18 protein-coding genes are annotated in these 22274 nt (G+C 48.9%); 11 read left to right on the top strand and 7 right to left on the bottom strand.

Annotated features, from left to right (window positions below):
• Window positions 1-86: 86 nt before the first annotated feature.
• The 4 genes from D0B88_RS17860 (at window position 87) to D0B88_RS17845 (ending at window position 6191) form a co-directional block, all read left to right on the top strand.
• Entirely contained in the window at window positions 87-4319 is a 4233-nt protein-coding gene (locus D0B88_RS17860; RefSeq protein ID WP_151058845.1) for a bifunctional nitrate reductase/sulfite reductase flavoprotein subunit alpha, read from the top strand.
• A gap of 195 nt (window positions 4320-4514) precedes the next feature.
• Window positions 4515-5021: a DUF1905 domain-containing protein gene (locus tag D0B88_RS17855; RefSeq protein WP_151058843.1), complete on the top strand. Its 507-nt coding sequence runs from the start codon at window positions 4515-4517 to the stop codon at window positions 5019-5021.
• Window positions 5022-5062: 41 nt separating this feature from the next.
• Window positions 5063-5479 (top strand): GFA family protein, encoded by a 417-nt coding sequence (locus D0B88_RS19305; protein ID WP_151058841.1) that lies wholly within the window; start codon window positions 5063-5065, stop codon window positions 5477-5479.
• Between the two features lie 109 nt (window positions 5480-5588).
• Window positions 5589-6191, top strand: a complete 603-nt coding sequence (locus D0B88_RS17845) for a PEP-CTERM sorting domain-containing protein (protein WP_151058839.1) — start codon at window positions 5589-5591, stop codon at window positions 6189-6191.
• A 31-nt stretch (window positions 6192-6222) separates the two neighbouring features.
• On the opposite strand, the gene D0B88_RS17840 is transcribed toward D0B88_RS17845, so the two are convergent.
• Window positions 6223-6627: an NIPSNAP family protein gene (locus tag D0B88_RS17840; RefSeq protein WP_151058837.1), complete on the bottom strand. Its 405-nt coding sequence runs from the start codon at window positions 6625-6627 to the stop codon at window positions 6223-6225.
• Window positions 6628-7007: 380 nt separating this feature from the next.
• On the opposite strand from D0B88_RS17840, the gene D0B88_RS17835 reads away from it, so the two are divergent.
• Window positions 7008-7484 (top strand): DUF3429 domain-containing protein, encoded by a 477-nt coding sequence (locus tag D0B88_RS17835; protein ID WP_191966465.1) that lies wholly within the window; start codon window positions 7008-7010, stop codon window positions 7482-7484.
• Between the two features lie 13 nt (window positions 7485-7497).
• The gene (locus D0B88_RS17830) at window positions 7498-8592 is read left to right on the top strand and encodes an ADP-ribosylglycohydrolase family protein (RefSeq protein WP_151058833.1); all 1095 of its coding nucleotides are present in this window, start codon (window positions 7498-7500) and stop codon (window positions 8590-8592) included.
• On the opposite strand, the gene D0B88_RS17825 is transcribed toward D0B88_RS17830, so the two are convergent.
• On the bottom strand, window positions 8550-9029 hold the full coding sequence (locus tag D0B88_RS17825) for an ester cyclase (RefSeq protein ID WP_151058831.1): 480 nt from the start codon (window positions 9027-9029) through the stop codon (window positions 8550-8552). The genes D0B88_RS17830 and D0B88_RS17825 overlap by 43 nt on opposite strands.
• A 109-nt stretch (window positions 9030-9138) precedes the next feature.
• On the opposite strand from D0B88_RS17825, the gene soxR reads away from it, so the two are divergent.
• Window positions 9139-9603: a redox-sensitive transcriptional activator SoxR gene (gene soxR / locus D0B88_RS17820; protein WP_151058829.1), complete on the top strand. Its 465-nt coding sequence runs from the start codon at window positions 9139-9141 to the stop codon at window positions 9601-9603.
• A 43-nt stretch (window positions 9604-9646) separates the two neighbouring features.
• On the opposite strand, the gene D0B88_RS17815 is transcribed toward soxR, so the two are convergent.
• Entirely contained in the window at window positions 9647-10852 is a 1206-nt protein-coding gene (locus tag D0B88_RS17815) for an acyltransferase family protein (RefSeq protein WP_151058827.1), read from the bottom strand.
• Between the two features lie 180 nt (window positions 10853-11032).
• On the opposite strand from D0B88_RS17815, the gene D0B88_RS17810 reads away from it, so the two are divergent.
• On the top strand, window positions 11033-11920 hold the full coding sequence (locus D0B88_RS17810; RefSeq protein ID WP_151058825.1) for a LytTR family DNA-binding domain-containing protein: 888 nt from the start codon (window positions 11033-11035) through the stop codon (window positions 11918-11920).
• A 162-nt stretch (window positions 11921-12082) separates the two neighbouring features.
• Here D0B88_RS17810 and D0B88_RS17805 read toward each other — a convergent pair whose 3' ends face one another.
• The 4 genes from D0B88_RS17805 to D0B88_RS17790 are packed head-to-tail and all read right to left on the bottom strand — an operon-like array spanning window position 12083 to window position 16955.
• On the bottom strand, window positions 12083-12514 hold the full coding sequence (locus tag D0B88_RS17805) for a response regulator (protein ID WP_007643360.1): 432 nt from the start codon (window positions 12512-12514) through the stop codon (window positions 12083-12085).
• Window positions 12492-14423, bottom strand: coding sequence for an ATP-binding protein (locus D0B88_RS17800; RefSeq protein WP_151058823.1), 1932 nt, complete (start codon window positions 14421-14423; stop codon window positions 12492-12494). The genes D0B88_RS17805 and D0B88_RS17800 overlap by 23 nt, the downstream gene beginning before the upstream one ends.
• Window positions 14424-14430: 7 nt before the next feature.
• Complete coding sequence (locus D0B88_RS17795) at window positions 14431-14994, bottom strand: YfiR family protein (protein ID WP_007643357.1); 564 nt, start codon at window positions 14992-14994, stop codon at window positions 14431-14433.
• A complete protein-coding gene (locus D0B88_RS17790; protein WP_151058821.1) occupies window positions 14982-16955 on the bottom strand; it encodes a TonB-dependent siderophore receptor in 1974 nt (657 codons plus the stop codon). Before D0B88_RS17790 ends, D0B88_RS17795 begins: the two co-directional genes overlap by 13 nt.
• Window positions 16956-17676: 721 nt before the next feature.
• On the opposite strand from D0B88_RS17790, the gene ppc reads away from it, so the two are divergent.
• The 3 genes from ppc (at window position 17677) to D0B88_RS17775 (ending at window position 22256) form a co-directional block, all read left to right on the top strand.
• Window positions 17677-20292 (top strand): phosphoenolpyruvate carboxylase, encoded by a 2616-nt coding sequence (gene ppc / locus D0B88_RS17785; RefSeq protein ID WP_151058819.1) that lies wholly within the window; start codon window positions 17677-17679, stop codon window positions 20290-20292.
• Window positions 20293-20638: 346 nt separating this feature from the next.
• The gene (locus D0B88_RS19250; RefSeq protein WP_007643349.1) at window positions 20639-21883 is read left to right on the top strand and encodes a methyl-accepting chemotaxis protein; all 1245 of its coding nucleotides are present in this window, start codon (window positions 20639-20641) and stop codon (window positions 21881-21883) included.
• Between the two features lie 10 nt (window positions 21884-21893).
• Window positions 21894-22256, top strand: a complete 363-nt coding sequence (locus D0B88_RS17775; protein WP_007643347.1) for a response regulator — start codon at window positions 21894-21896, stop codon at window positions 22254-22256.
• The last annotated feature ends 18 nt before the right edge of the window (window positions 22257-22274 follow it).

Here is a 22274-nt window from a genome sequence, read left to right as displayed (position 1 = left end):
TTGCACGAAATTACCTAAAGCGCCACACCTTATCAGCCACTGGCATAGCGCTTGCTAAACCCCTCTTAATGAGGAGTTGCAAACCTATGTCTGAATCCATTGTTAAAATCGATAGCAAAACCGAGACGAAAAACGAAAACAAATCCGTGCGTTCGGTATGCCCCTACTGCGGCGTTGGTTGCGGCATGGTGCTGGAAACCGACGGTAAAAAAATCACCAAAGTCAGTGGCGATAAAAACCATCCTGCCAATTTTGGCCGCTTGTGTACCAAAGGTCAGACCAGCGCCCAGGCGCTCACCAACTCCGGCCGGATGGAATCCGCCTTTGTGCGCAGTGAACGCAACCGCGACCCAGTAAAAACCTCCATGGCGCAGGCGATCAGTACTACCGCCAAACGCCTGCGCGAGATTCTGGATACTCACGGCCCCGATGCCATCAGCTTTTATGTGTCGGGGCAGATGTCGATTGAATCCCAGTACCTCGCCAACAAACTCGCTAAGGGTTTTTTGCGCACCAACAATATCGAGTCCAACTCGCGCCTGTGTATGGCGAGCGCGGGCGCGGGTTACAAACTCTCCCTCGGCTCCGATGCGCCACCCGGTTCCTATCAGGATTTTGATCACAGCGATTTGTTTTTGGTGATAGGCGCGAACATGGCGGACTGCCACCCGATTTTGTATTTGCGCATGATGGATCGCGTCAAAGCCGGTGCAAAATTAATTGTGGTTGATCCGCGCCGCACTACAACTGCAGACAAAGCGGATCTGTATTTGCCGATCAAACCCGGTACAGATCTCGCATTGTTAAACGGCCTGTTATTTTTGTTGCACAAAAATGGCAAAACCGATGCAGAATTTATTGCGCAGTACACGCAAGGCTGGGAAAGTTTTCCGGAATTTTTAGCGGATTACACACCCGAAAATGTGAGTGAAATTACCGGTCTTTCTGTTGAACAATTAATTAAAACGGCCGACATGATCGGCAATGCGCCCGAGTTTATGACCTGCTGGACTATGGGCTTAAACCAAAGCACCCACGGCACCTGGAATACCAACGCAATTTGCAATTTGCATTTAGCGACAGGAAAAATTTGTCGTTTGGGTAGCGGCCCTTTTTCGCTTACCGGCCAACCCAATGCCATGGGTGGTCGCGAGATGGGTTATATGGGCCCGGGTCTGCCAGGGCAGCGCACATTATTAGTGGAAAAAGATCGTGAATTTATCGAGCAAATGTGGGGCGTTGAACCAGGCAGCATCAGCACCAAACTCGGCAAAGGCACCGTCGATTTATTTGAGCGAATGGCTGCCGGTGAAGTAAAAGCCTGCTGGGTAATTTGCACCAATCCGGTAGCGTCTGTGCCCAACCGCAAAATTGTGATTGAAGGTTTGCAAAAAGCGGAGCTGGTTATCGCGCAGGATGCGTTCCTTGATACCGAAACCAATCGCTACGCCGATATTTTATTGCCCGGTGCTTTATGGGCAGAAGCGGAAGGGGTGATGATCAACTCCGAGCGCAATATCACGCTTATGCAAGAAGCGGTGAACCCACCCGGCGAAGCCATGGCTGATTGGGAAATTATTGCGCGCGTTGCCTGCGAAATGGGTTTTAGTGAGGGATTCAGTTTTAATTCTGCCGCCGAAGTATTTGAAGAAATCAAACAAAGTTACAACCCAAAAACCGGTTACGATTTGCGCGGCGTAAATTACACGCGTTTGCGCGAAGCGCCGCTGCAATGGCCCTGCGCCGATGAAACTTCTACGCGCAATCCTATTCGTTATTTAAATACCGGCATCAATCAACCGCTTAAAATCGCGGAGGACGGCAGCAAACCCTTTATTCAATTTGCGACTGATTCCGGCAAAGCAATTTTTCACGCGCGCCCCCATGTGGATGCGGCAGAAATGCCGAGTGCTGAATTCCCCATTATTCTGAATACTGGCCGTGTGCAACACCAATGGCACACGCTTACCAAAACCGGAAAAATCGCCACGCTCAATAAATTAAACCCCGGCACGTTTGTGGAAATTAATCCGCAGGATGCAACCGAGTTGGGCATTAAAAACAAAGACAAAGTGGAAATCCGCTCGCGTCGCGGCTACGCCATTTTGCCTGCAGTGGTGACTGATCGGGTACAACCCGGTTGCTGTTTTGCACCGATTCACTGGAACGATGTTTACGGCGATAACCTCTGCATCAATGCGGTGACCAGCGATAAAATCGATGCAATTTCCCAGCAGCCAGAATTAAAAGTGGCTGCGGTCGCATTAAAACGCGTAGAAGTGTTTGCCGAAGCAAGCGATTCCACCGACGACTCCGCACAAAACGCCAATAACCATGAGTACGACTATGAAATGCCCATGGCCTTTGCTGCAGTGAGCGAGGAAACCAGCATGACCTTGATTAAAACCTTCGCTAGCAAAATCGGTGTAGTGGAAGCCGTAGCACCCGAATTTTCCGATGCTGAGCTGATTTATTTGGGCGGTTATGTGAGCGGCCTGCAAGCCAGTGCCAAGGCGATTTCCGCCGTGCCTGCGCTACCTGCTGATGCGCCCATCGCACCGCCGCATCGCACCTGGGTAAATGGTTTGCTCGCTGGAATGTTTAGCCGTGTGTTGCCTGCAGGTGTTGCCGCCATGGGGGTGGTTGCACCTGCGCAAGCCAAACCGGAATTGGTGCTGCTTTGGGCATCACAAACCGGTAATGCAGAAGCGCTCGCCGAAAAATTCGCGCAGCAATTATCGGTGCAGGGTTGGGCGGTTAATCTCCAATCCATGAATGATTATTCGGTAGAGAAACTAGCAAAGAATAAAGTTGTGGTATTCGTTACCAGCACCTTTGGCGATGGCGATGCGCCTGATAACGGCGGCGATTTCTGGGGTCAGTTAACCAGCGATACCGCACCGGATTTAAGTGCTGTGCAATTTGCCTTGTTGGCGTTGGGTGATTCCAATTACGACCAATTCTGTGGTCATGGAAAAAAATTATTTGCGCGTTTGCAGGCATTGGGTGCTAGCGCATTGGTAGAGCGGGTGGATTGCGATAGCGATTTTGAGTCGCCAGCAGCAGAATGGTTTGCTAAGCTCAGCGAGCAATTAGCACCCCTAACTTCTGTTATCACAGCATCTGCGGCGAATTCATTACCATCCATGACTGCAACTACCCATCCAGCATCCACCGTGCCTTCTTTATCGGCTGCTTATAGCAAAGCCAATCCCTATGCTTCGCGCCTGGTTCTCAATCAACGTTTAAATCGCGAAGGTTCCGGTAAGGATGTTCGCCAATTTGGTTTTGATTTGGGCGATTCAGGCATTACTTATGAAGCGGGTGATGCGCTGGGTGTTTGGCCAAAAAATTGCCCTGACTATGTCTTTGAGCTTGAGCAAGCGCTGAACTTTAATGCAGAAGCGCCTGTGGTGGTGGACACCCACGAAAAACCGCTGCATCAAGCGCTGCTGGAAAATTATGAAATTTGCCGCCCCAGTTTGGAGGCGCTGAATTTTATTGCGCAGCGCAGCAATAGCAGCGAATTAAAAAAGTTACTCGACGCAGAACACAAAGCTGAATTACAAGAATGGCTTTACGGTCGTCAACTTGCGGATATTTTGCAAGAGTTCCCCATTCGCGCGGGTGTGGATGAATTTTTACCGCTACTAAAACGCATGCAACCGCGTTTATATTCCATCGCCTCAAGTTCAAAAGCGCAACCAACCCGAATTGACCTTACGGTTTCGGCGGTGCGCTATAGTCGTTTCCGCGACAGCAAAAAAATTCGCAAAGGTGTTGCATCAACATTTTTAGCGGATCGTGCCGAAGGCGTTGATGTTCCCATCTTCGTACAACCCAGCAAACATTTCCATGTGCCGGAAAATGGTGATACACCGTTGATCATGGTCGGCCCCGGCACCGGTGTTGCTCCCTTCCGTGGATTTTTACAAGAGCGCCAGGCACGCGGTGATGCGGGTAAAAATTGGTTGTTCTTCGGTGAGCAACACGCCGCCAGCGATTTTTATTATCAGGATGAAATCCAACAATTCCAAAAAGACGGTGTGCTGAATGAATTAAGTCTCGCCTTCTCGCGCGATCAAACACAAAAAATCTATGTGCAAGACCGCATGCTCGAACGCGGCGCCGAATTGTGGGAATGGTTAGAGCAGGGTGCTTACTTCTGTGTCTGCGGCGACGCCAGCCGCATGGCAAAAGACGTAGACCAGGCCCTGCGCGACATCATCCAGCAATACGGAAAATTTGATGAGGCCGAAACCGTTAACTACATCCGCAAATTAAATATGGATAAACGCTATTTGCGCGATGTGTATTAACACATAGCTAGTAACTTCTTTGGTTATTAAAAAATCCCTCGTCAGTGAATGTTGGCGGGGGATTTTTTTTTGCTCAAATATCGCACTATTCTTGGTGCATATAAATTTGCTATTTTATGGGCAGGGTACTCTCGTTAAGCTTATTGCTACGCCCAAAACTTCTCATGCTCTTTCACCCAGCGAGATGAATGCGCTATGGATAGTATTTGTTTTACCTCCACGATCAAAAAGCGTGGAATCAATCCTTATGTGCTGGTCAGTGCAACACTGGCTGCACAACTAAAAGAAAATTGGCGTAAGCCCCTTCCCGTACTGGTGCAGGTAAACAGTAAACCGGAGCCACCGTGGCGTATCAATATTATGCCTGCTGGTGATGGAAGTTTTTATTTATATTTGAGTGGTGAAGTACTCAAAGCATCCAATACCAAGGTTGGAAGTGTTGTGGACGTAAAGCTGCAATTTGACGCAGATTATAAACCGGGGCCCGTTCATCCAATGCCTACTTGGTTTAGTGAGGCTTTAGCGCAAAATCAACTTGCCCAGCAAGGCTGGGATGAACTTATTCCGAGCCTTCAAAAGGAAATCTTACGCTACATGACTCGATTGAAATCAATTGAAGCGCAAAGCCGAAATACGCAATTGGCAATACATGTATTAGCAGGTGGTAAAGGACGGTTTTTGGCGAGATCCTGGAATGAATAGTTTGGTCGTGCTTTGGAATTTAACGCGGAGAAAATTAAAAAATGCTGAAAACATACAAAGGCAGTTGTCACTGTGGTGCACTCCAGTTTGAATGCGACCTTGATTTGTCTGCGGGTACAAGTCGTTGCAATTGTTCCTTCTGCAGTAAAACGCGATTTTGGAAAGCCTTTGCCAAGGGCGACGCTTTCCGTCTGTTGCAAGGCTCTGAAAGTTTGTCGGACTACCAGTGGACATCCCCAATAGAGTCTTCCCCCATACTTCACCACTTCTTTTGCAAGCATTGCGGTGTCAGGCCATTCTCCAGAGGCTGGTTAGCGGATTTTGGTGGAGAGTTTCACGCCGTCTACCTTACCTGTCTGGATAATGCAGAACAGGACGTCGCTGCCGCTCCAGTTCAGTATCAAGATGGTCGCAACGACGATTATGAATCTTGCCCGGCAGAGACCAGACACTTGTGAAGTTTTTTGGGGTGTCGCCTAAAGGCCTTGAGTTTCTATTTCGAAGCTGCTTATGTGAGCGATGGAGTAGATCAGCGTCTTTCAATTGGTAAAAAGGGAGGATTTTAAAATGTGTAACAAAAAAATCGTTTTATATTTCGTTTTTATTTTCTGTTTATTCGCCAGTGCTTGTAGTCAGGCAGTTGTTATTGATTTTGACGATTTGGAGCGGGATTATCCAGATCAGGTAATGCAATTAACCGATCAATATGCAAACAAAGGTGTTATTTTCGATAATGCTTATTTAGCAAGCTGGCCATCAGAAAATAGTATCACTGGCCCCGGTTTTAGCTTTTCATTTGTAGGTGAACTGCCAGTTTATGTCAGTTTTGTTTTGAATAACTTAGATGAATTAAAAAATAGTGTTTTAGCTACGGGTCCAAATAATTTTCTTGAAATACTTTCCACCGAAGGTGGGGTATGGGGAGTGGGCGCTGAAAATAGCACTCCCTACATGCCTAACCAGAAAATCACACTTCAGGCCGAATTTGGTATTTCCTACGTTCATGTTGCAAGCCAAACAACTCCTTATCTGGATGATCTGGTGTTTCACTACGCAACTGAAGTGCCAGAGCCTGAGGTATTGATTTTGTTTCTGATTGGCTTGTTGAGTATGGCAATTCGTCGTCTGAATATCATTTTTATTTTAAACAGGTACAGCTCAATTAAATGAGTGCGCATTAAGCGCACTCTATACATTTCCATTACTGGATTTTTGAAAAATCGGTAGATACTAAGAAAGTGGATTCAACCCCGGCAACTATAGGGCCATTGGCTTCGCTTTCTTTTTGAACTTTGATCCATTCTGGATCGGCAGCAAATGCCTTCCACGCCGCTTCTGCTGCAGCACGGTTTTTGTATTTCAAAATATAATGAAGTTTGTCACCGCCTTTTTGCTCGACCGGCAACCAATAGCCGACATTTACCATGCCGTGGCGCTCAAAAAGTTTGGTGGTGTGATTTTTAAAGCGTGCCAGCAGATCCGGCATTTTACCTGGATGTGTAGTGTAAACACGCAACTCAAATACTGGAGATTCGTCGGCTGCGAGAGCGGGTGTAAGCGCAAAAAAACTGAATAAGGTGATCAAGGTAAAGATTATTTTTTTCATAGGAATTGTGGCCTGTGTGTTGAAAGGGAAAACTCAGCATAATGGTGTTCAAAAAAGCTGGCCCTGAAATTGCCCCGAGCCGGTGAAAACATACTATCAACATACCTGGGGGCTCAGGCGTACCGATACACAGATTACAACACGTTTTTACTTTTCTTGACGAAATCACCGAAATGAAAGCACCAAGGGAAAATCTCTGTCATTTTTCTGTGTGAATTTAAAATTAAACACTAGCGTCTGCTCAATTAAATAGTGATTGCTGGTGCCGCGCGTTACCAACACATCCCTTCTGCGGTTTAGGCGTATTGCCTATCGCCATGATCTTAATGCTTCTGTTTGCCGAATAAAGAACCATCTCAGGCCGGTTATCAGGTGGGGCGGTGAACACACAACATTCTTTTAATAAACCCAACGCCAATAAGCTGGCCGTCATTGGCGGTTTACTTGGATTACTACCTTTTTGGGGCTTGGCTTTGGCGGAGCTTTGGGAAAGCGGGGAGCAGGTTGTTTCTGCGTCGACTTACCTGGTCAATTACGCAGCGCTGATTCTCACCTTTGTGGGCGCGATTTGGTGGGGTATTGCGTTGACGGCTTCGCAAGATTCGCTTGGTGGCATAGCGCGAAGTTTTTTGTTTGGTTGGAGCTTGGTGCCCTGTTTGTTGGCGTGGTTTTTATTACTGCTTGATCCTGCAATCGCTTTGATAGCCATAGCCTCTTTGTTGTTGCTGCAATGGTTATTGGATTTTATTTTTTTGTGGCGCACCCAGTTAATTGCTCAATGGTTTTGGCAGTTGCGAGTCGTGCTTACGCTCGGTGCAGTGCCAGCGCTGCTATTAGCGGCGCTCCGGCTTAGTTAATCAGGAAAAATAAATGACCAATGACTCCCCACAAATGCGTGCGCGCGCCGCGCTGTGCAATAGTTTTATCGCTGATGCCCTGGCCATGCCCGTACATTGGTTTTACAACCCATTTGATATTTATGCTGCATTCCCCGGTGGTATTCAACAATTTGAAGCGGCACCCAGGTTTCACCCCTCGTCGATTATGAATTTGCATTCAACCACTGCCGGTGGCCGTGGTGTGCAACAAGCGAATAATGGGCCGCAGGTGGTGGGTGATATTATTTTAAAAGACAAACGCCAGTATTGGGGTATTGCTAACCAGCATTATCACCGCGCCATGCGCGCGGGCGACAATACCTTGAACTTGCATTGTATGCGGGTACTGATGCGGGCTATGGCAAATAATAATGGGCGCTATTATGCCGCTCATTTTTTGCAAGATTACATTCAGTTTATGACGGCAGGTATTCCGCAGCACCCGGATACCTATGCGGAATCTTATCACCGTGGATTTTTTGCCAACCTTGCCAAAGGCTTGCCACCGGAAAAGGCAGCGGCAAAAACTCACGATACTGCTTCGGTAGGTGGTTTGGTTGGCATAGCACCGCTGGCAATCGCGGAACTGTTGTTTGATCGCTCCCTTGAGCGCGTGCAAAGGCTTTGCCGTATGCATTTATTCTTAACGCATCCCGACGATAACCTGGCAAAAATTTGCGATGCTTATGTCGCTCTGATTGAGGCGCTGTTATTTCGCACCGAAGGTGATGCGCGCCAATTTATAGCTGCTACGGCTAAACAGTCAGCGGCTATTGATGTGCCGTTATTGGTACAAAAATATGCGGATGATAATCAGGTCGTTGGCGGAAAGTTTTCGCGCGCCTGTTACATAGAGGACTCCTGGCCGAGCCTGCTCTATCTCGCATGGAAATATTGTGATGATCCACGGCAGGCACTTATCGCCAATGCCAATCTCGGTGGCGATAATTGCCACCGGGGTGCGGTGCTGGGTGTGATACTCGGCTTGGCAAGCGGCGATGGCCTGCAGGATTGGTTTGTGCAATTACAAAACGCAGCGGATATTCACGCTGAAGTAGAGGCGTTATTGAAACCCGTGAATTTATAGATCGCACCCTTGTTGGTTGTGAGCGTGACTTTTTTATCGCCCATCACAATTTCGCTGATACGATTGTTTTGTAATTTAAAAAGAATGTTGGTGTTGAATAGTAGCAAGCCGTTGGCTGGTGCAAGCCCCATAAATTCTTCGTGATGATTACCCTGTATTTGGAAATGGATCAGCACTTTGGTGTTGTCAGTGAGGAGCAGTTCTATTTTGACATCCGGTTGCTGGAATACATCCAACAAGTAATTTAAAAAACCGCTGAATTCAATCCGGTTCTGTGGATTAAATTCAGGAAACCCCTCGCACCTCAACTCTTCTGCCAAGGTTTGGGCAAGTAGTTCTGTTTTGGTGATGGGTGTAATCTTAGATTGAAAAAGCGTGGCGAGGAAATGCGTTATTAATAGTGCACTGGGGTGCTGTTTTTCGTGTTGATTCAACATACTAATAAAAACCTCGAGTTGAGCTTGGGCTAATTAATGCCTGCGGTACTTGTCATAAGCTGACGTGCGTGCAACTATAAAACCTCAAGTTAACTTTAGGTCAATAGTCATGGCAAAAACTAGATCAACACCGGTGCGCGAGCTAAGTGTGGGGGAGGTGGCTGCGCGCAGTGGTATTGCGGTGTCGACTGTGCATTTTTACGAAGCAAAAGGCTTGATTGTCAGTGTTCGCAATGCAGGTAATCAGCGGCGATATACACCCGGTGTTTTACGTTATATCGCGATTATTAAAGTCGCACAGCGTGTCGGTATTCCGCTCGGTGAAATAGAAGCGGTGCTGGGGCGATATCAACCAGATGCCAAGCTGGGGAAAACCCAATGGGGTGCTGCTGCCGCAAAATGGCGAGAAAATCTGGATGAGCGCATCCAAAAACTACAGCGCTTGCGCGATGAATTAAATAGCTGCATCGGCTGCGGATGTTTATCGCTGCATGATTGCCCTTTGCGCAACCCGGATGATGTGCTGGCCGAGCAGGGGGCTGGGCCGCGTATTCTTGAGCGACCCTTGGAATAAGTGTGGCCACCGGGAAAGGCTATGCTGCCGTGGTCAGCGCGATTTAGCGGTGCTGGATTCCGAATAACACTCGAATGATTGGCAATCGCTTAATCAACTCAAATAAAACCACACAACTCACTGCAACGGCGCAGATAATTAGTAGTGGCTCTAACACACTCCCCAATTTATGTGGCACGACAAAATAGGCGATAACAATAATCAGCGTCTGGTGCAAAATATAAAAACAATAAACGCCGCGGTTTAAATATTTCAGTAATGGATTGCTAAACTTGAACCAATATTGCGCCCAGGCGATGATTGCCACTATCCACAACCAACCATTGGCGGACCAGATAACGCCATTGATTTCATCGGCCAGGTCACTATCACCCAGCGAACCGCCGTTAAAGGCAAATAATGCGTAGGCGTAGGTTAATAATGCGCCGGGTAATAAATACCAGCGCAGCGACGCCAATTGATTCCATAACAGCGGCAGGCGTACTAGAGCAAAACCCATCGCAAAACATAAAAACGAACGCGCATGGTTATACCAGTCCTGCACAAAATTATGGGTGGTTGGGTATTTGTCGTAGAGCCACCAGCCAATAAGGTAAAACAAGGCGATGGGGGCAAGAATCACCACGCGGATCGATAGGGTTTTACTCAACCATTGCCAAACCGGTGCACAAACGCGGGAATTCAGCAGCGGGTAAATCGCCCAGAAAATAAGGCTATAGGCGAGAATGTAGGGTAGAAACCACAGGTGGTTCCAGGTGAGGTGCAGCTGTCCCAGGGTTTTATGTGGCGCAAATTCGGCGCTGGTTTGATCCAGGTAGAGGTACCAAAAATGCCAATAATTCGGGCTGTTGATCAGGCCTTTGCTGTGCGCCTCCACATAAACTTGCGGCACCACTACCACCAACATGCCAAACAGCAGCGGCAGTAAAAGTAGGGGTATGCGCCCGCGAATAAATTGCCCCGCAGGTTGCCTGGCGATTAAAAAAGAGATCGCTGCACCGCTGATTAAAAACAGCAGTGACATGCGCCACTGGTTTGACCAGAGCATAATGTTGGTGAGCAAGCTGCTGGTGTAGGTACTTTTGTAGTGCCAGTCCCAACCTTCGGCGTAAAGCATGCCGGTGTGATACAGAATCAATAAACCAAACACCAGTACCCTGAGCCAGTCCAGCTCAACCAGTCTGTGCCGGTGAAATTCCGGCTGGAGCGGGGCTACCGCTGATGGTGAAAAGGTTTGTGCTTGTGTCATGACCGGGTTCCCCGCGAGAAGATGAAAGCGCTATGCTAGGTAAACGCAATGCCTTGCAGGGTTGTTAAGTGATTGTTCTACAACAAAATGTGACCAGCGGACGCCCGTTGTGACGGGCTGGGCTTGGCATGTCGCTTGCGCTACCCGATAGTCCGCGCACCACCAATAACTGTGACCACTATGAACCAGAGCCACCCGCTACCACACCAGCAGCCCTTGTTAATCCGGCATTTTTTAGCTCACCAATGGACCTGGGGGGCTGTGCTGCTGGCGGCGTGGTTTGGGCTTAACGTGCTGGTGCTGGCGACAACAACCTTGATGGAAGTGCGCCGCAATGGCGGGACTATTCCTACTTGGGAGCCGTTTTGTTGGGAGATATCCAGCTGCCTTGTGCTGCTGTTACTGATTCCGATAGGGCTTTGGTTGAATGATCGCTGGATCAGTCGGTTGGGGCTAAAACTGGGTTTGCTTGCGCACCTGTTGGCGACTCTGCCTTTTTCGTTTGTGCATGTCACTGGCATGGTGGCGATTCGCCAACTGTGGTACCGCCTGATGGGGGCGCACTATGACTTTGGCGATTGGCCAGTGGAGTTTTTTTATGAGTACCGCAAGGATGCCCAAGCCTATTTGACCCTGGCACTGGTGATTGCGGGCTACCGGTTTATAGCCCGGCGCTTGCAGGGCGAGGCGAGTTACCTGGCCGATAGTGCAGAGAGCGAGACAAATGAACCCGCGTCGCCCCCCGAGCGGTTGTTAATTAAAAAGCTGGGGCGTGAGTTTCTGGTTCAAACCGCTGCTATTGAATGGGTTGAAGCCTCTGGCAACTACGCCAATTTGCATATCAAAGGCAGTGTGTACCCTATGCGCATCACCATGGATAAGTTGGAAAAGCTCTTGCCTCCCAACTTTGCGCGCATTCATCGCTCCACCATTATCAACCTGGAGCAGGTGCAGGAAATAACAGCGTTGGATACGGGTGATTATGAAATTCGCTTGCGCAATGACCAAAAACTCACCCTGTCGCGCCGTTACCGCGAACGCTTTAAGGCCATGTTGAGCCTTTCCTGAACAGTGAAATTGCAGCGTGCAGGAATTGAACACTCTGTGCGACGCCAGTAATAATCGGCCCTGCACTCCATTACCAAAGGGTCATGCACAGAGTTATTCACAGCTTCTGTGGATAAGGCCGGGGGGGCTCGGCTGTTGTGCAACTTTGTGTGAATTGTTGCTTTAGCCTTCAGGAAATTCATTGAGTTGCCAGTAAAGGCTGAGCAAATTCACCAGCTCTTTAATGTCTTGTTTAAGAAAATATCCGGCAACATTTAATTGATAACTGATGCTTTTGTCTTCATCGCGGGGTGAGGTGGTTAAAATAAAAACAATGCTGTCTTTTAGTTGTTCGTCATTGCGCATTTCTTTTAGCATTTCTATGCCATTCATCAGCGGCATATTAATGTCCAGCAATACAACGTAGGGTTTGGGGACTTTGCTCCTGTTATTTTCGCCGCGCATAATTTCAAGGGCTTCTACGCCATTGGCAGCGCGATACACAGGGTTTTTGATGCCTTTTTTATCAAACAAACGTTTGAGTGATTCAACATCTACCTCGTCATCTTCTACTATGAGAATGTTCACCACTTCACGCATATCGTCTCCGAGCATTAGCACAAGCGTCTCCTGTATTTTCCGGTTCTAACTTGGGCCATGTAAAACGAAATATTGCCCCTTTTCCAATATCTGATTCAATTGTAATAGCTCCCCCGGTGGTTGCAATAATCTTTCTGACAATTGCCAGCCCCATGCCCCGACCTTTACTTTTATCGCGTGGCTGCAAGGTTTGGAACATCTCAAATATTTTGTGATGGTAGCGCGGGTCAATACCCGGCCCATCGTCACGCACTGAAAAAATGTATCCTGATGCATTTTCCTCAATATGTATGTCGACAGTGCCACATTCCTTGTCGTGGTGTTTAATCGCGTTGTTAATCAGGTTGTATAGAATTTGCTGCAGGGGAAATTTTTTTAGATTGATTTGCGCTAATTGCTCGGCAATGTTTATGTTAAAACCCGCAGGAGGATTTAACAGTGTAGTGATCTCATCGATAAGTTGTTGGCCGCTAATTATTTCGGTGGGCTTCGATTCCATTGTTGCATCTATACGCGCATATTCCAGCGTGTCATCGAGTAGTTTATCCATAAATTTGACGCGCCTGCGTAGTTCGTCCAGGTGTTGTTTACTTTTTTCTGGCAGTAAATCTTCCAGGTCTTCTTCCAACCATTGCGAAATAGTATCCACCGCCCTGAGTGGTGTTTTTAAATCATGAGCAGCAATATAAGCAAAACGCTCAAGTGCCTCGTTGGACTGTTGTATTTTGTGGGTATTACTTTGAAACACCTCCAATACTTTTGCTAACTTGCCAATTTCGTCATTGTGGTGACGAATTTTAGGCGCTTCGAAAGTGTTGTCTTTGGTTGCCGTGTAGAGTGCATTCACCATCGCATTCACCGGGCGTGCAATGCGGAATACAATAATGCTCCAGCAATACAAACTTAATATCAATGCAAATAAAAATATGATGGTGCTTAGCATAATTTCTTGCTTGGCCTTGTCTTCAATACGATCAACCCGCAATTGGGTTTCCGTTAAAATTTTATCTTGCAAGAGCAAGAGTGATTCAACTGCCTGGGCAGACATGCCTAGCCACATTTCGGCGCTAATTGGGTATGCCGTATCAGCCGATAGTGAAGAGCCGGAATAAAACAGATCGTTGATTTGATCAAACGTAAAAAAGTAATGGGTGTATGCCTCTTCCATTAAGGGGAGGAGTTGTTCTGCAAGCTCATTATTTTTGGCGAATTTCCGCAATATTTCCCAGCCATATTCGATATTGCCGCGCAGTGACACGAGTTTTTTCTGTTGTTCCGGCGTGGGCTTTTTATTTTCAGCAATCATTTGGCCGATGATTGCATACTCCTCACCTGAGTGTTCTGCCAGCTCCCAGACAAAATATTTAAAGGTCATTTGCTGGCCGATGGTGGCGTCGATTCGTTGGTAAGTGCGGGAATACACAAGGATAAAATTTTGTGTGGCAGTAATAAGCGCTGTACTAAGGTCAAAATATTGCCTGGCAATCAGCGGGTCGCGTTGCGCAATGGGTAGTGTAAGTGCCTGGTCTATAGCGGTTCGCTGTTGCAGTAATTGTTGATAATGTTCATTAATTGTTTCTGTATTAATGGCCGCGCTGAAGTTGCTGGTGGCTAAATTGGTGAGGGCAAGCTCCAGTGCCTTATCAGCTTCCAGGCGATTTTTCAGTAAATCCTGATGCATGGATTCCGTCGATTCGGGTGGGGCATGGAGAATGGAGAGGGATGAGGCGCGCTCTAACGACCAACTTTTGGTGGCGCCATAGAGCGCATCAATAACACTTGCACCCAATTTGAGGCGCTGTGCTTGTTTATAGTTTTCCCATGATTCATACACACCATTGCCCACCAGCACCGCTATGAGGATGTTGAGAGCTCCTACAATTAATAAGAGTATGGTGCGAATACTAGGCGTCGGTTTTTTCATGAATTTTTTAACTGGCAACTATTTTTGCTAGTTTAAGCATAGGCTCCTGAATATTGAGCCCTGCGTGATTTACCGCGTTTTTATTGATATACAAATTAATTTTTTCGTCTTCTTTGCTCATCTCGACCATGCCGCCGCGCTGCGCGAATTGCGCGATATCACTAATGGTGAGCACGTTTTTATTCTGCAGAAATTGCAGCAATGCAGAGAGATTTTTTTCCTGATCGCGATGAATAATAACCACGCTGCACCCGGTGGTGTTTTCCACTTTATTGATGTGGGTTATTGAAATGAGTGCCTGTTGCGCAGTGCGCCCTTTAAGGGGGGAAAGGTAGCCGTCAAAAGGGTCCTCCCCAAACAGGCATATTTGTAATTTCCCGCTTGTTTGCGCGGGTGATTCTTTTGACCATGTAGTGTATTTGAGCAGGTTATAAACCAGCCCGGCCTTGATTTTGTGTTCATATAATTGCAGGGTTTTTTCTTCGGCGCAGACAAAAAATGGAAGCAAGCACAGAATTATTCCTGTACTGATTACCGCTCCCATTTTTTTGCCCAGCGTTAAAATTGCCATGTCAACTTTCCAAAAATACTGCGCTCAATCTCCCCGGCATTGAGATCGGTTGCTGCGCCGAATTCGCGGTGATGGCTGGCGGTGAGGTTTTGTCCGACCAGATTAAAGCGCAGGTTTTTGCTGATGTACCCACCCAGGTTGATGTCCAGGCGTATATAGCTATCGACATTGCCCGCCGGTAATTTATCGACATAAGTGGCTGAGGTATCCAGCGTCCAATCATCGTTAATATTCCAGAATATTTTTGTACCCGCCTGGTGTCTGGGGTAAAGGCTTTCACCGCCTTCTTGTGTGGGAAGCAGTGCATCAAGGTTGATGTGAAGGAAACTGTAGTTGACGGCTATTTTTAAATCCTCATTTGCCGACCAGTTAAGCACCGCTTCAAAACCGTCAGTTTTTCCTGTCATATCATTGGTAAATTTGACCGGAACAAGTAAATGCGGAGGATCAATGCCGTTGATTACCGGGACAGGGGCCAGAATACTTACCGTTTGCAAGTAATCGTAGTCGTTATAAAAAACGGCAAGATCCATCGACAAAAGCGATGTAAGTTGCTGGCGATACCCCAGCTCATAGGCGGTTAATTTTTCTGATTTGAAATCATCATTGGGGACAAAAGCCGCCCTTACCGTCGCCGTTTTTAACAGTGTGCTGGTTAGGTCAGTTTCGAGCGGGGTTGGGGTGCGTACGGCGCGCGATATTGATGACCAGACGGTTTGGGTTTGGCTCGCGTGCCATTGCAAGCGGATGTTTGGCTGTGTTTCGTAGCCTGAAAATTCGTTATGTTCAAACTTTGACCCCAGCGTTAAAAACCAGGCGTCGGGCGCTAGGGTAATTTTGTCCTGGATGAACGCGCTATAAAGGTTGTTGCGACGTTTCTGTGGCGAAAATGCGGTGTTGTTATCGCCTTCCTGATCGTCCGCGAGGAAGCGGAATCCTGCGCCGGTAGTCACTTCATGTGCACCCAGTGGCGCAAAATTATATTGCGCCTCCAGGTCATAAATAATTCGGTTATCGATGAAATTAATTGGCTCATCGCGCTGCGCCCAATCCACATAACTTTGGATACTGAATTGCGATCCATCTGCGCGGCTATCCGTCCAGCGCCCGAGAAGGTTGACGCCCTCATAAACAATGGTTTGTTCTTCTATGGGGTCAAAAGGGGCAATAAACGAAAAATGGCGGCGGAGTTGTTCAGCGTTGGTGCGGTAGGCATCGCCCTGCACGGTAAATTCATCGCCCCAGTCCGCGCGGAACCCGGTGCGGAAACCCTCCCATTCATCATAGGTGTCGCCACCCATAGGGTTGTGGGAGGCATCGCGTTGAAATCCTTTGGCATAAACCCGATATGTTCCGGCATCGCCAAAGGTTCCACCCTGGCGAACATTCAGGGTGCCTTGCTCTTCGTCGCCGTAGAGCGCACTGACTACAGTGCCTTGGGTATTGCGCGTGTGTTTGGTGCGAATATTGATCACGCCATTCACCGCGTTTGCGCCCCAGAGTGTGCCCCCCGGACCACGAATCACTTCAATCCGCTCAATATCCTCCAGCATCAAATCATGGGTTTCCCAGAAGACACCGCCAAACACCGGGTTATAGACCGTCCGGCCATCAATCAGCACCAGCAGTTTGTTTGCAAAAACCGTATTGAAACCTCGAATGCTGATGGCCCAGCTGTTGGAGTCCACGCGCGCAACCTGCATACCGGGAACCATTCGCAGCGCATCGGGGATGGTGGTAACGCCAGAGCGCTGGATGTCTTCACTGGTGACGATATAAACCGCAGCGGGGGCAGTGGCGATGGATTCTGCCTTTTTGGACACGCTGAGCACTTCAGCACTCAAAAGCTGTTCGGGGGTGAGGTCGAAGTAATCTACGTTGGCGAGAGCGGACTGGCTAAGAAGAAGCATGCTCCATGCGGTGATCAAACCGGGGTGCTGTAATAACGCAGGTCTTTGCATAGCGCTCACTCCTTTTAAGGCTCTCCTACAGAGTAGGGGTACTATTTAAAGATGGTGGTGGCTTGGTATCCACTATTCCTGCTGTGGAAGAATCAGAATAGTCCAGCTACGGGTGATCCGCGCTCCTTTTTACTATCAGTTGCTTCATTTGTTGACGGGTATACATCTGTTTTGATGGTGCTCATCTATTGAGCTTTCTGGCCGGAGCCAATAAATATAGTGGTCGGGGGTTTTTGCTAAAGAGCTATACACAGAGTTATTCACAGCTTCTGTGGATACTTCGTTGTGGATATTTTGTACTCTGCCGGCGTGTTTTTTGTGGCATTAGGCTTGGGATTCAGGCAAGTTGACCAGTATTGCCGCTGCCTCATTGAAAGGGTGATCCGTTGTGGGGCAGGGTGTGCCCGGTCTTCAGGCTTGGTTGCTGTCCCCCTAGCGTTTTTTGCGGCAGATTGCGCGTAAATAATGCGCATTTTTTAAGCGCATCCCTAATCGTTTTTCAGCTGGCTATTGCATCCATGAGGGTGTCTTTGTAATCTGCGCGGCCGCCGTTGTGGCACGCGGTGTTTAGCCCTGCGTCTTTTTATAATTAGGCACAGATTTCGCAGCTTTCATACCTTTTGCTGCGCCCATTGGCTGACAATCTGACCGGCGATGGTTAATCCCGTCACTGTTTGATTCTCTGTTTATCTTCCTCTTATCGATTGTTGGAGAAGTGCTCATGTTAAAACTACCTGAAACCCTGCGCGAAAACGTGCGCCTGCTAGGGGAGCTATTGGGTGAAACGATTCACGCCCACGAGGGTGAAGAGCTGTTTTCCAAAGTTGAAGGAATTCGCAAGTTAGGTAAGGCAATTAACAAAGCCGAAAATGGCGATTCTGCGCCGCTGGTTGCCATGTTGAGCAGCCTGGATGACCAGAGCATCCTGCCCATCGTGCGCGCGTTTAACCAGTTTCTGAACTTGGCTAATATCGCCGATCAGGAATACTTCTCCAGCGCCGAAGCCGAGGCGGAAGACAAACTGCAGGCATTGATCATTGAGTTGGCGGCTGCGCAAGGCAAAGACGCCCTCACCGAGCTTATTAATAAGCTGCGTATCGAGTTGGTACTCACTGCGCACCCTACTGAAGTGACGCGCCGCACTCTGATCCGCAAGTATGACCAGATTGTGGACACCCTGGCGGATCGCCAGAACCCCAGCTTGCTGGTATTTGAACAAGACAAATTGCGTGGCCGCCTGCATCGTTTGGTGGAAGAGATTTGGGCCACCGATGAAATCCGCACCACCCGCCCAACCGCGGTGGACGAAGCCAAATGGGGCTTTGCCGTTATCGAAAACAGCCTGTGGCAAGCCGTGCCGGATTTTATCCGCCACCTCGATCGCCTGACCCAGCGTCATTTAGGCGGTCATTTACCGGTAGATATTCGCCCCATCAAATTCTATTCATGGATGGGCGGCGACCGCGACGGCAACCCCAATGTAACCCACAAAATCACCCGCGAAGTATTGTTGCTGGGCCGCTGGATGGCGGCTGAACTTTATTCACGCGACATTTACAGTCTGGGTGGCGACTTGAGTATGAGTGAGGCGAGCGATGAGCTGCGCGCAATCTACCCTGATACCGCTACTCCTTATCGCGATGCGATGTACGATTTGCGCCAGCGCATCCAGGCTACGCTGGAGTGGGCTGAAGCTCGTCTGCAAGGCCGCTCGGTAGAAGCGCCCGCCGATTTGATCACCAGCCGTGAAGATTTGCTCGCGCCCTTGATGCTCTGCTTCCGCTCCTTAAATGAAGTGGGCTTGCCGCATATTGCTAACGGCCCGCTAGTTGATACCATTCGCCGCGTGCATTGTTTTGGCATCAACCTGGTGCCGCTGGATGTGCGTCAGGACGGCGACCGCCATGTGCAGGCGATTGATGAGCTGGTGCAGTATTTGGAGCTGGGCGACTATCGCGCCTGGTCAGAGGAGGAGCGTCAAGCTTTCCTGTTGGAAGCCCTAACCAGCAAGCGTCCATTGATGCCCGCTGCGTGGCCAATGAGCGATGACACCGCTGAAGTTCTCGCGACCTGCCGTGTGGTGGCGCAAGAACCCCGTGAAATCCTCTCCCATTATGTAATTTCCATGGCGCAGCAGCCGTCTGACGTGCTTGCCGTAGCACTCTTGTTGAAAGAGTCTGGCATGACCTGGAATATGCCTGTTGTGCCACTGTTTGAGACCTTGGATGACCTGGATCGCGCGCCGATTGTGATGGAACGTTTGTGGAATCTGGAGTGGTATCAACAGTATTCAGCGCAACAGCAAACCGTAATGATCGGCTATTCCGATTCCGCCAAAGATGCGGGCAAGCTTGCCGCTACCTGGGCGCAATACAAAGCACAGGAAAAGCTGGTTGCCCTTGCCGACAAATTCGCGGTATCGCTGGTGCTGTTCCATGGTCGTGGCGGTACCGTTGGTCGCGGTGGCGGCCCGGTAGAGAAAGCGATGGCATCGCAACCTCCCGGCTCAGTAAAAGGTCGTATCCGTGTCACTGAGCAGGGCGAGATGATCCGCTACAAGTTTGGCTTGCCGCGTGTTGCTTTCAGCAGCTTGTCGTCCTACGTGACCGCAACCTTGCGTGCCACTATGTCGCCCAACGCTGCGCCCAAGCAAGAATGGCGCGACCTGATCGAGCGCATGGGCAAGTCCAGCCTTGAGGCTTATCGCGCAGTAGTGCGTGGCCATAAGGATTTTGTGCCTTACTTCCGCAACCTCACTCCCGAACAGGAATTGAGTTTGCTGGCGCTGGGCAGCCGCCCGGCCAAACGTAAATCCACCGGTGGCGTAGAAAGCCTGCGTGCGATCCCCTGGGTATTTGCCTGGACGCAAGTGCGTTTGAACTTGCCTGCCTGGTTGGGTACCCGTCAGGCATTTGAATATGCACTGCAAAATGATCCGCAATTGCTGGAAGACATGATCAGCAACTGGCCGTTTTTTTCCAGTTTCCTCGACTTGCTGGAAATGGTAATTGGTAAAGCCGATGGCCCAATCTGCACCTATTACGAACAGCAATTGGTGCCGGTTGAATATCGCGGTTTGGGTGAAGAGCTGCGTGGCGATTTAAAAGCCTTGGAAACCCTGATCAACAAAATGAAGAAGCAAGATGTACTGCTTGCCGATGAACCCATGTTGCGTCAGTCGCTGGAAGTGCGTAAGCCCTACGTTGATCCGCTCAACTATTTACAAGCTGAGTTGCTCAAGCGTTACCGCAGCAGTGAGACCATTAGCCCCGACCTCGAACGCGCGCTCAAAGTGACCATGGCCGGTATTGCCGCCGGTATGCGCAATACGGGTTGATGCTGTCCAGGTTAATCCACTAAGGGGTTAGCTGTTTTAAGTCGACCTGCCTTAATCGCCAATCAAACGCCCAATTCTCTGTGAGAGTTGGGCGTTTTTTTATGCCTGGTAATTTCTCGCTTAACGTTCTGATTAATTTACCGATTAATTTTTCGCTCTCTTGTGTCGCCTTGGTTATACAACTGGCTGATTTCAGAAGCCTTGTCCAGAGTAATTCCACTCAAGCAACGCTTTTGACACCTCAATGAACGAGGTCTATACCTTAAACACCTACCCGACTGTTGTTAGTGCGGCAATAACTATTGCCTAAAGTCGCATTCGCTCTTCACATTGACGGACACATCTGATGCGCAATAACCAATCCTATGGTGCCAACTCTGGTGCTTACTCACATTCATCCCCCGTTCAATCGCGCCTGCCCTTATTGGCGAGCTTGGCGTTGGTAGTTCTGGTGGCGTTACTGCTGGTTTTTTTTGGTGCGGCCGGCTGGCTAAAGCTTCTTGCGCTGGTGGCCATTGCGGTAGCGGCGGCAGTGGGTTTTTACAGTGCTAATCAGTTATCCGCACAGGCGAGTCAATTAACCGCGGATTTGGAGCAGGCCAATGCCATGCTGGGTACCGCGCAACACTACAAACCATTATTGGAAAATTATCAGCAGCTAATCAAAGAAGTGCTGCCGCTCTGGCAGCGTCAAACCGATTTGGCTCGCCACCAATTAGAGTCGAGCATTACGGAGCTGGTTACGCGTTTTTCTGATATTCATCAGCGGCTACAGGCGGCAGTGGCCAGTTCTGCCAGCACCGCGAACAGCATGAGTGGTGAAAAAGGTCTGGGGGGCGTTATCCATTTTGCCAATGCTGAATTGAACGAAATTACCCAAACCTTGCGCCAGGCTATTAATCAGCGCGATGAATTGCTGGGTGAAATTTCCGGGCTATCCAAAATTACCGTAGAGCTTAGCGGCATGAGTGCCGATGTGGCGGGCATCGCCTCACAAACTAATTTGTTGGCATTGAATGCGGCGATTGAAGCAGCGCGTGCCGGTGAATACGGGCGCGGTTTTGCGGTAGTTGCGGATGAAGTGCGCACGCTCTCCACGCGCTCGGGTGAAACCGGTGCACGTATCGGGCGCCGCATTGAGCAGGTTAATTCGGTATTGCAAACCACACTGGAACGCACCACCGAATACGCGGCGGAGGATAACTCCCGCCTGAGTAAATCAGAGGCGTCAATCACTCAAGTGCTTGAACAATTCCAACAGTCGAGTGAAAGCATTATGCACTCGGCGCAGACATTGGAACATGAAAGTTCTGCCGTGCAGGCCAGTGTGGAAGAGGTGCTGGTCAATTTGCAATTTCAAGATCGTGTTAGCCAAATTCTCAGTCACGTGACCGATGATATGGAGAAATTGGTGGGCGCTATTTCTGAGCAGGAAACGCGCATTCGCCACGGTGAAACCGTTGCGCCTATAGATATCAATGACTGGTTGCGCGCGGTACAAAAAACCTACACCACCTTGGAGCAGGTTGATGTGCATCGCGGTGCCGGTCATTCCAAAAGTCCAAACAATTCTGAAATTACGTTTTTTTAGGGAGCCGTGAATGTCCAAAGTTATTTTAGTGGTTGATGATTCTGCCAGTGTGCGTCAGGTAGTGGGGATTGCGTTGCGTGGGGCTGGTTACACTGTAGTGGAGGCCAGTGATGGTAAGGATGCGCTGAATAAACTCGATGGACAAAAAATTAATCTGGTGATCTCCGATGTGAATATGCCCAATATGGATGGCATCACTTTTGTAAAAGAGATGAAACAAAAGCCGGCCTATAAATTTACACCGGTGATTATGCTCACCACCGAAGGTGCCGACGAAAAAAAACGCGAAGGCCAAGCGGCGGGAGCCAAAGCCTGGATAGTAAAACCTTTCCGTCCGGAGCAAATGCTACAAGCGGTTTCTATGTTGATTTAACGGTAGTCATTTGTGTGT

Origin of the sequence: Cellvibrio sp. KY-YJ-3 (genome assembly GCF_008806955.1) — a bacterium.
Classification (GTDB): Bacteria; Pseudomonadota; Gammaproteobacteria; order Pseudomonadales; family Cellvibrionaceae; genus Cellvibrio.
Note: the sequence above shows the minus strand (reverse complement) of the source record. Positions and strands in the feature narration are given on the sequence as shown.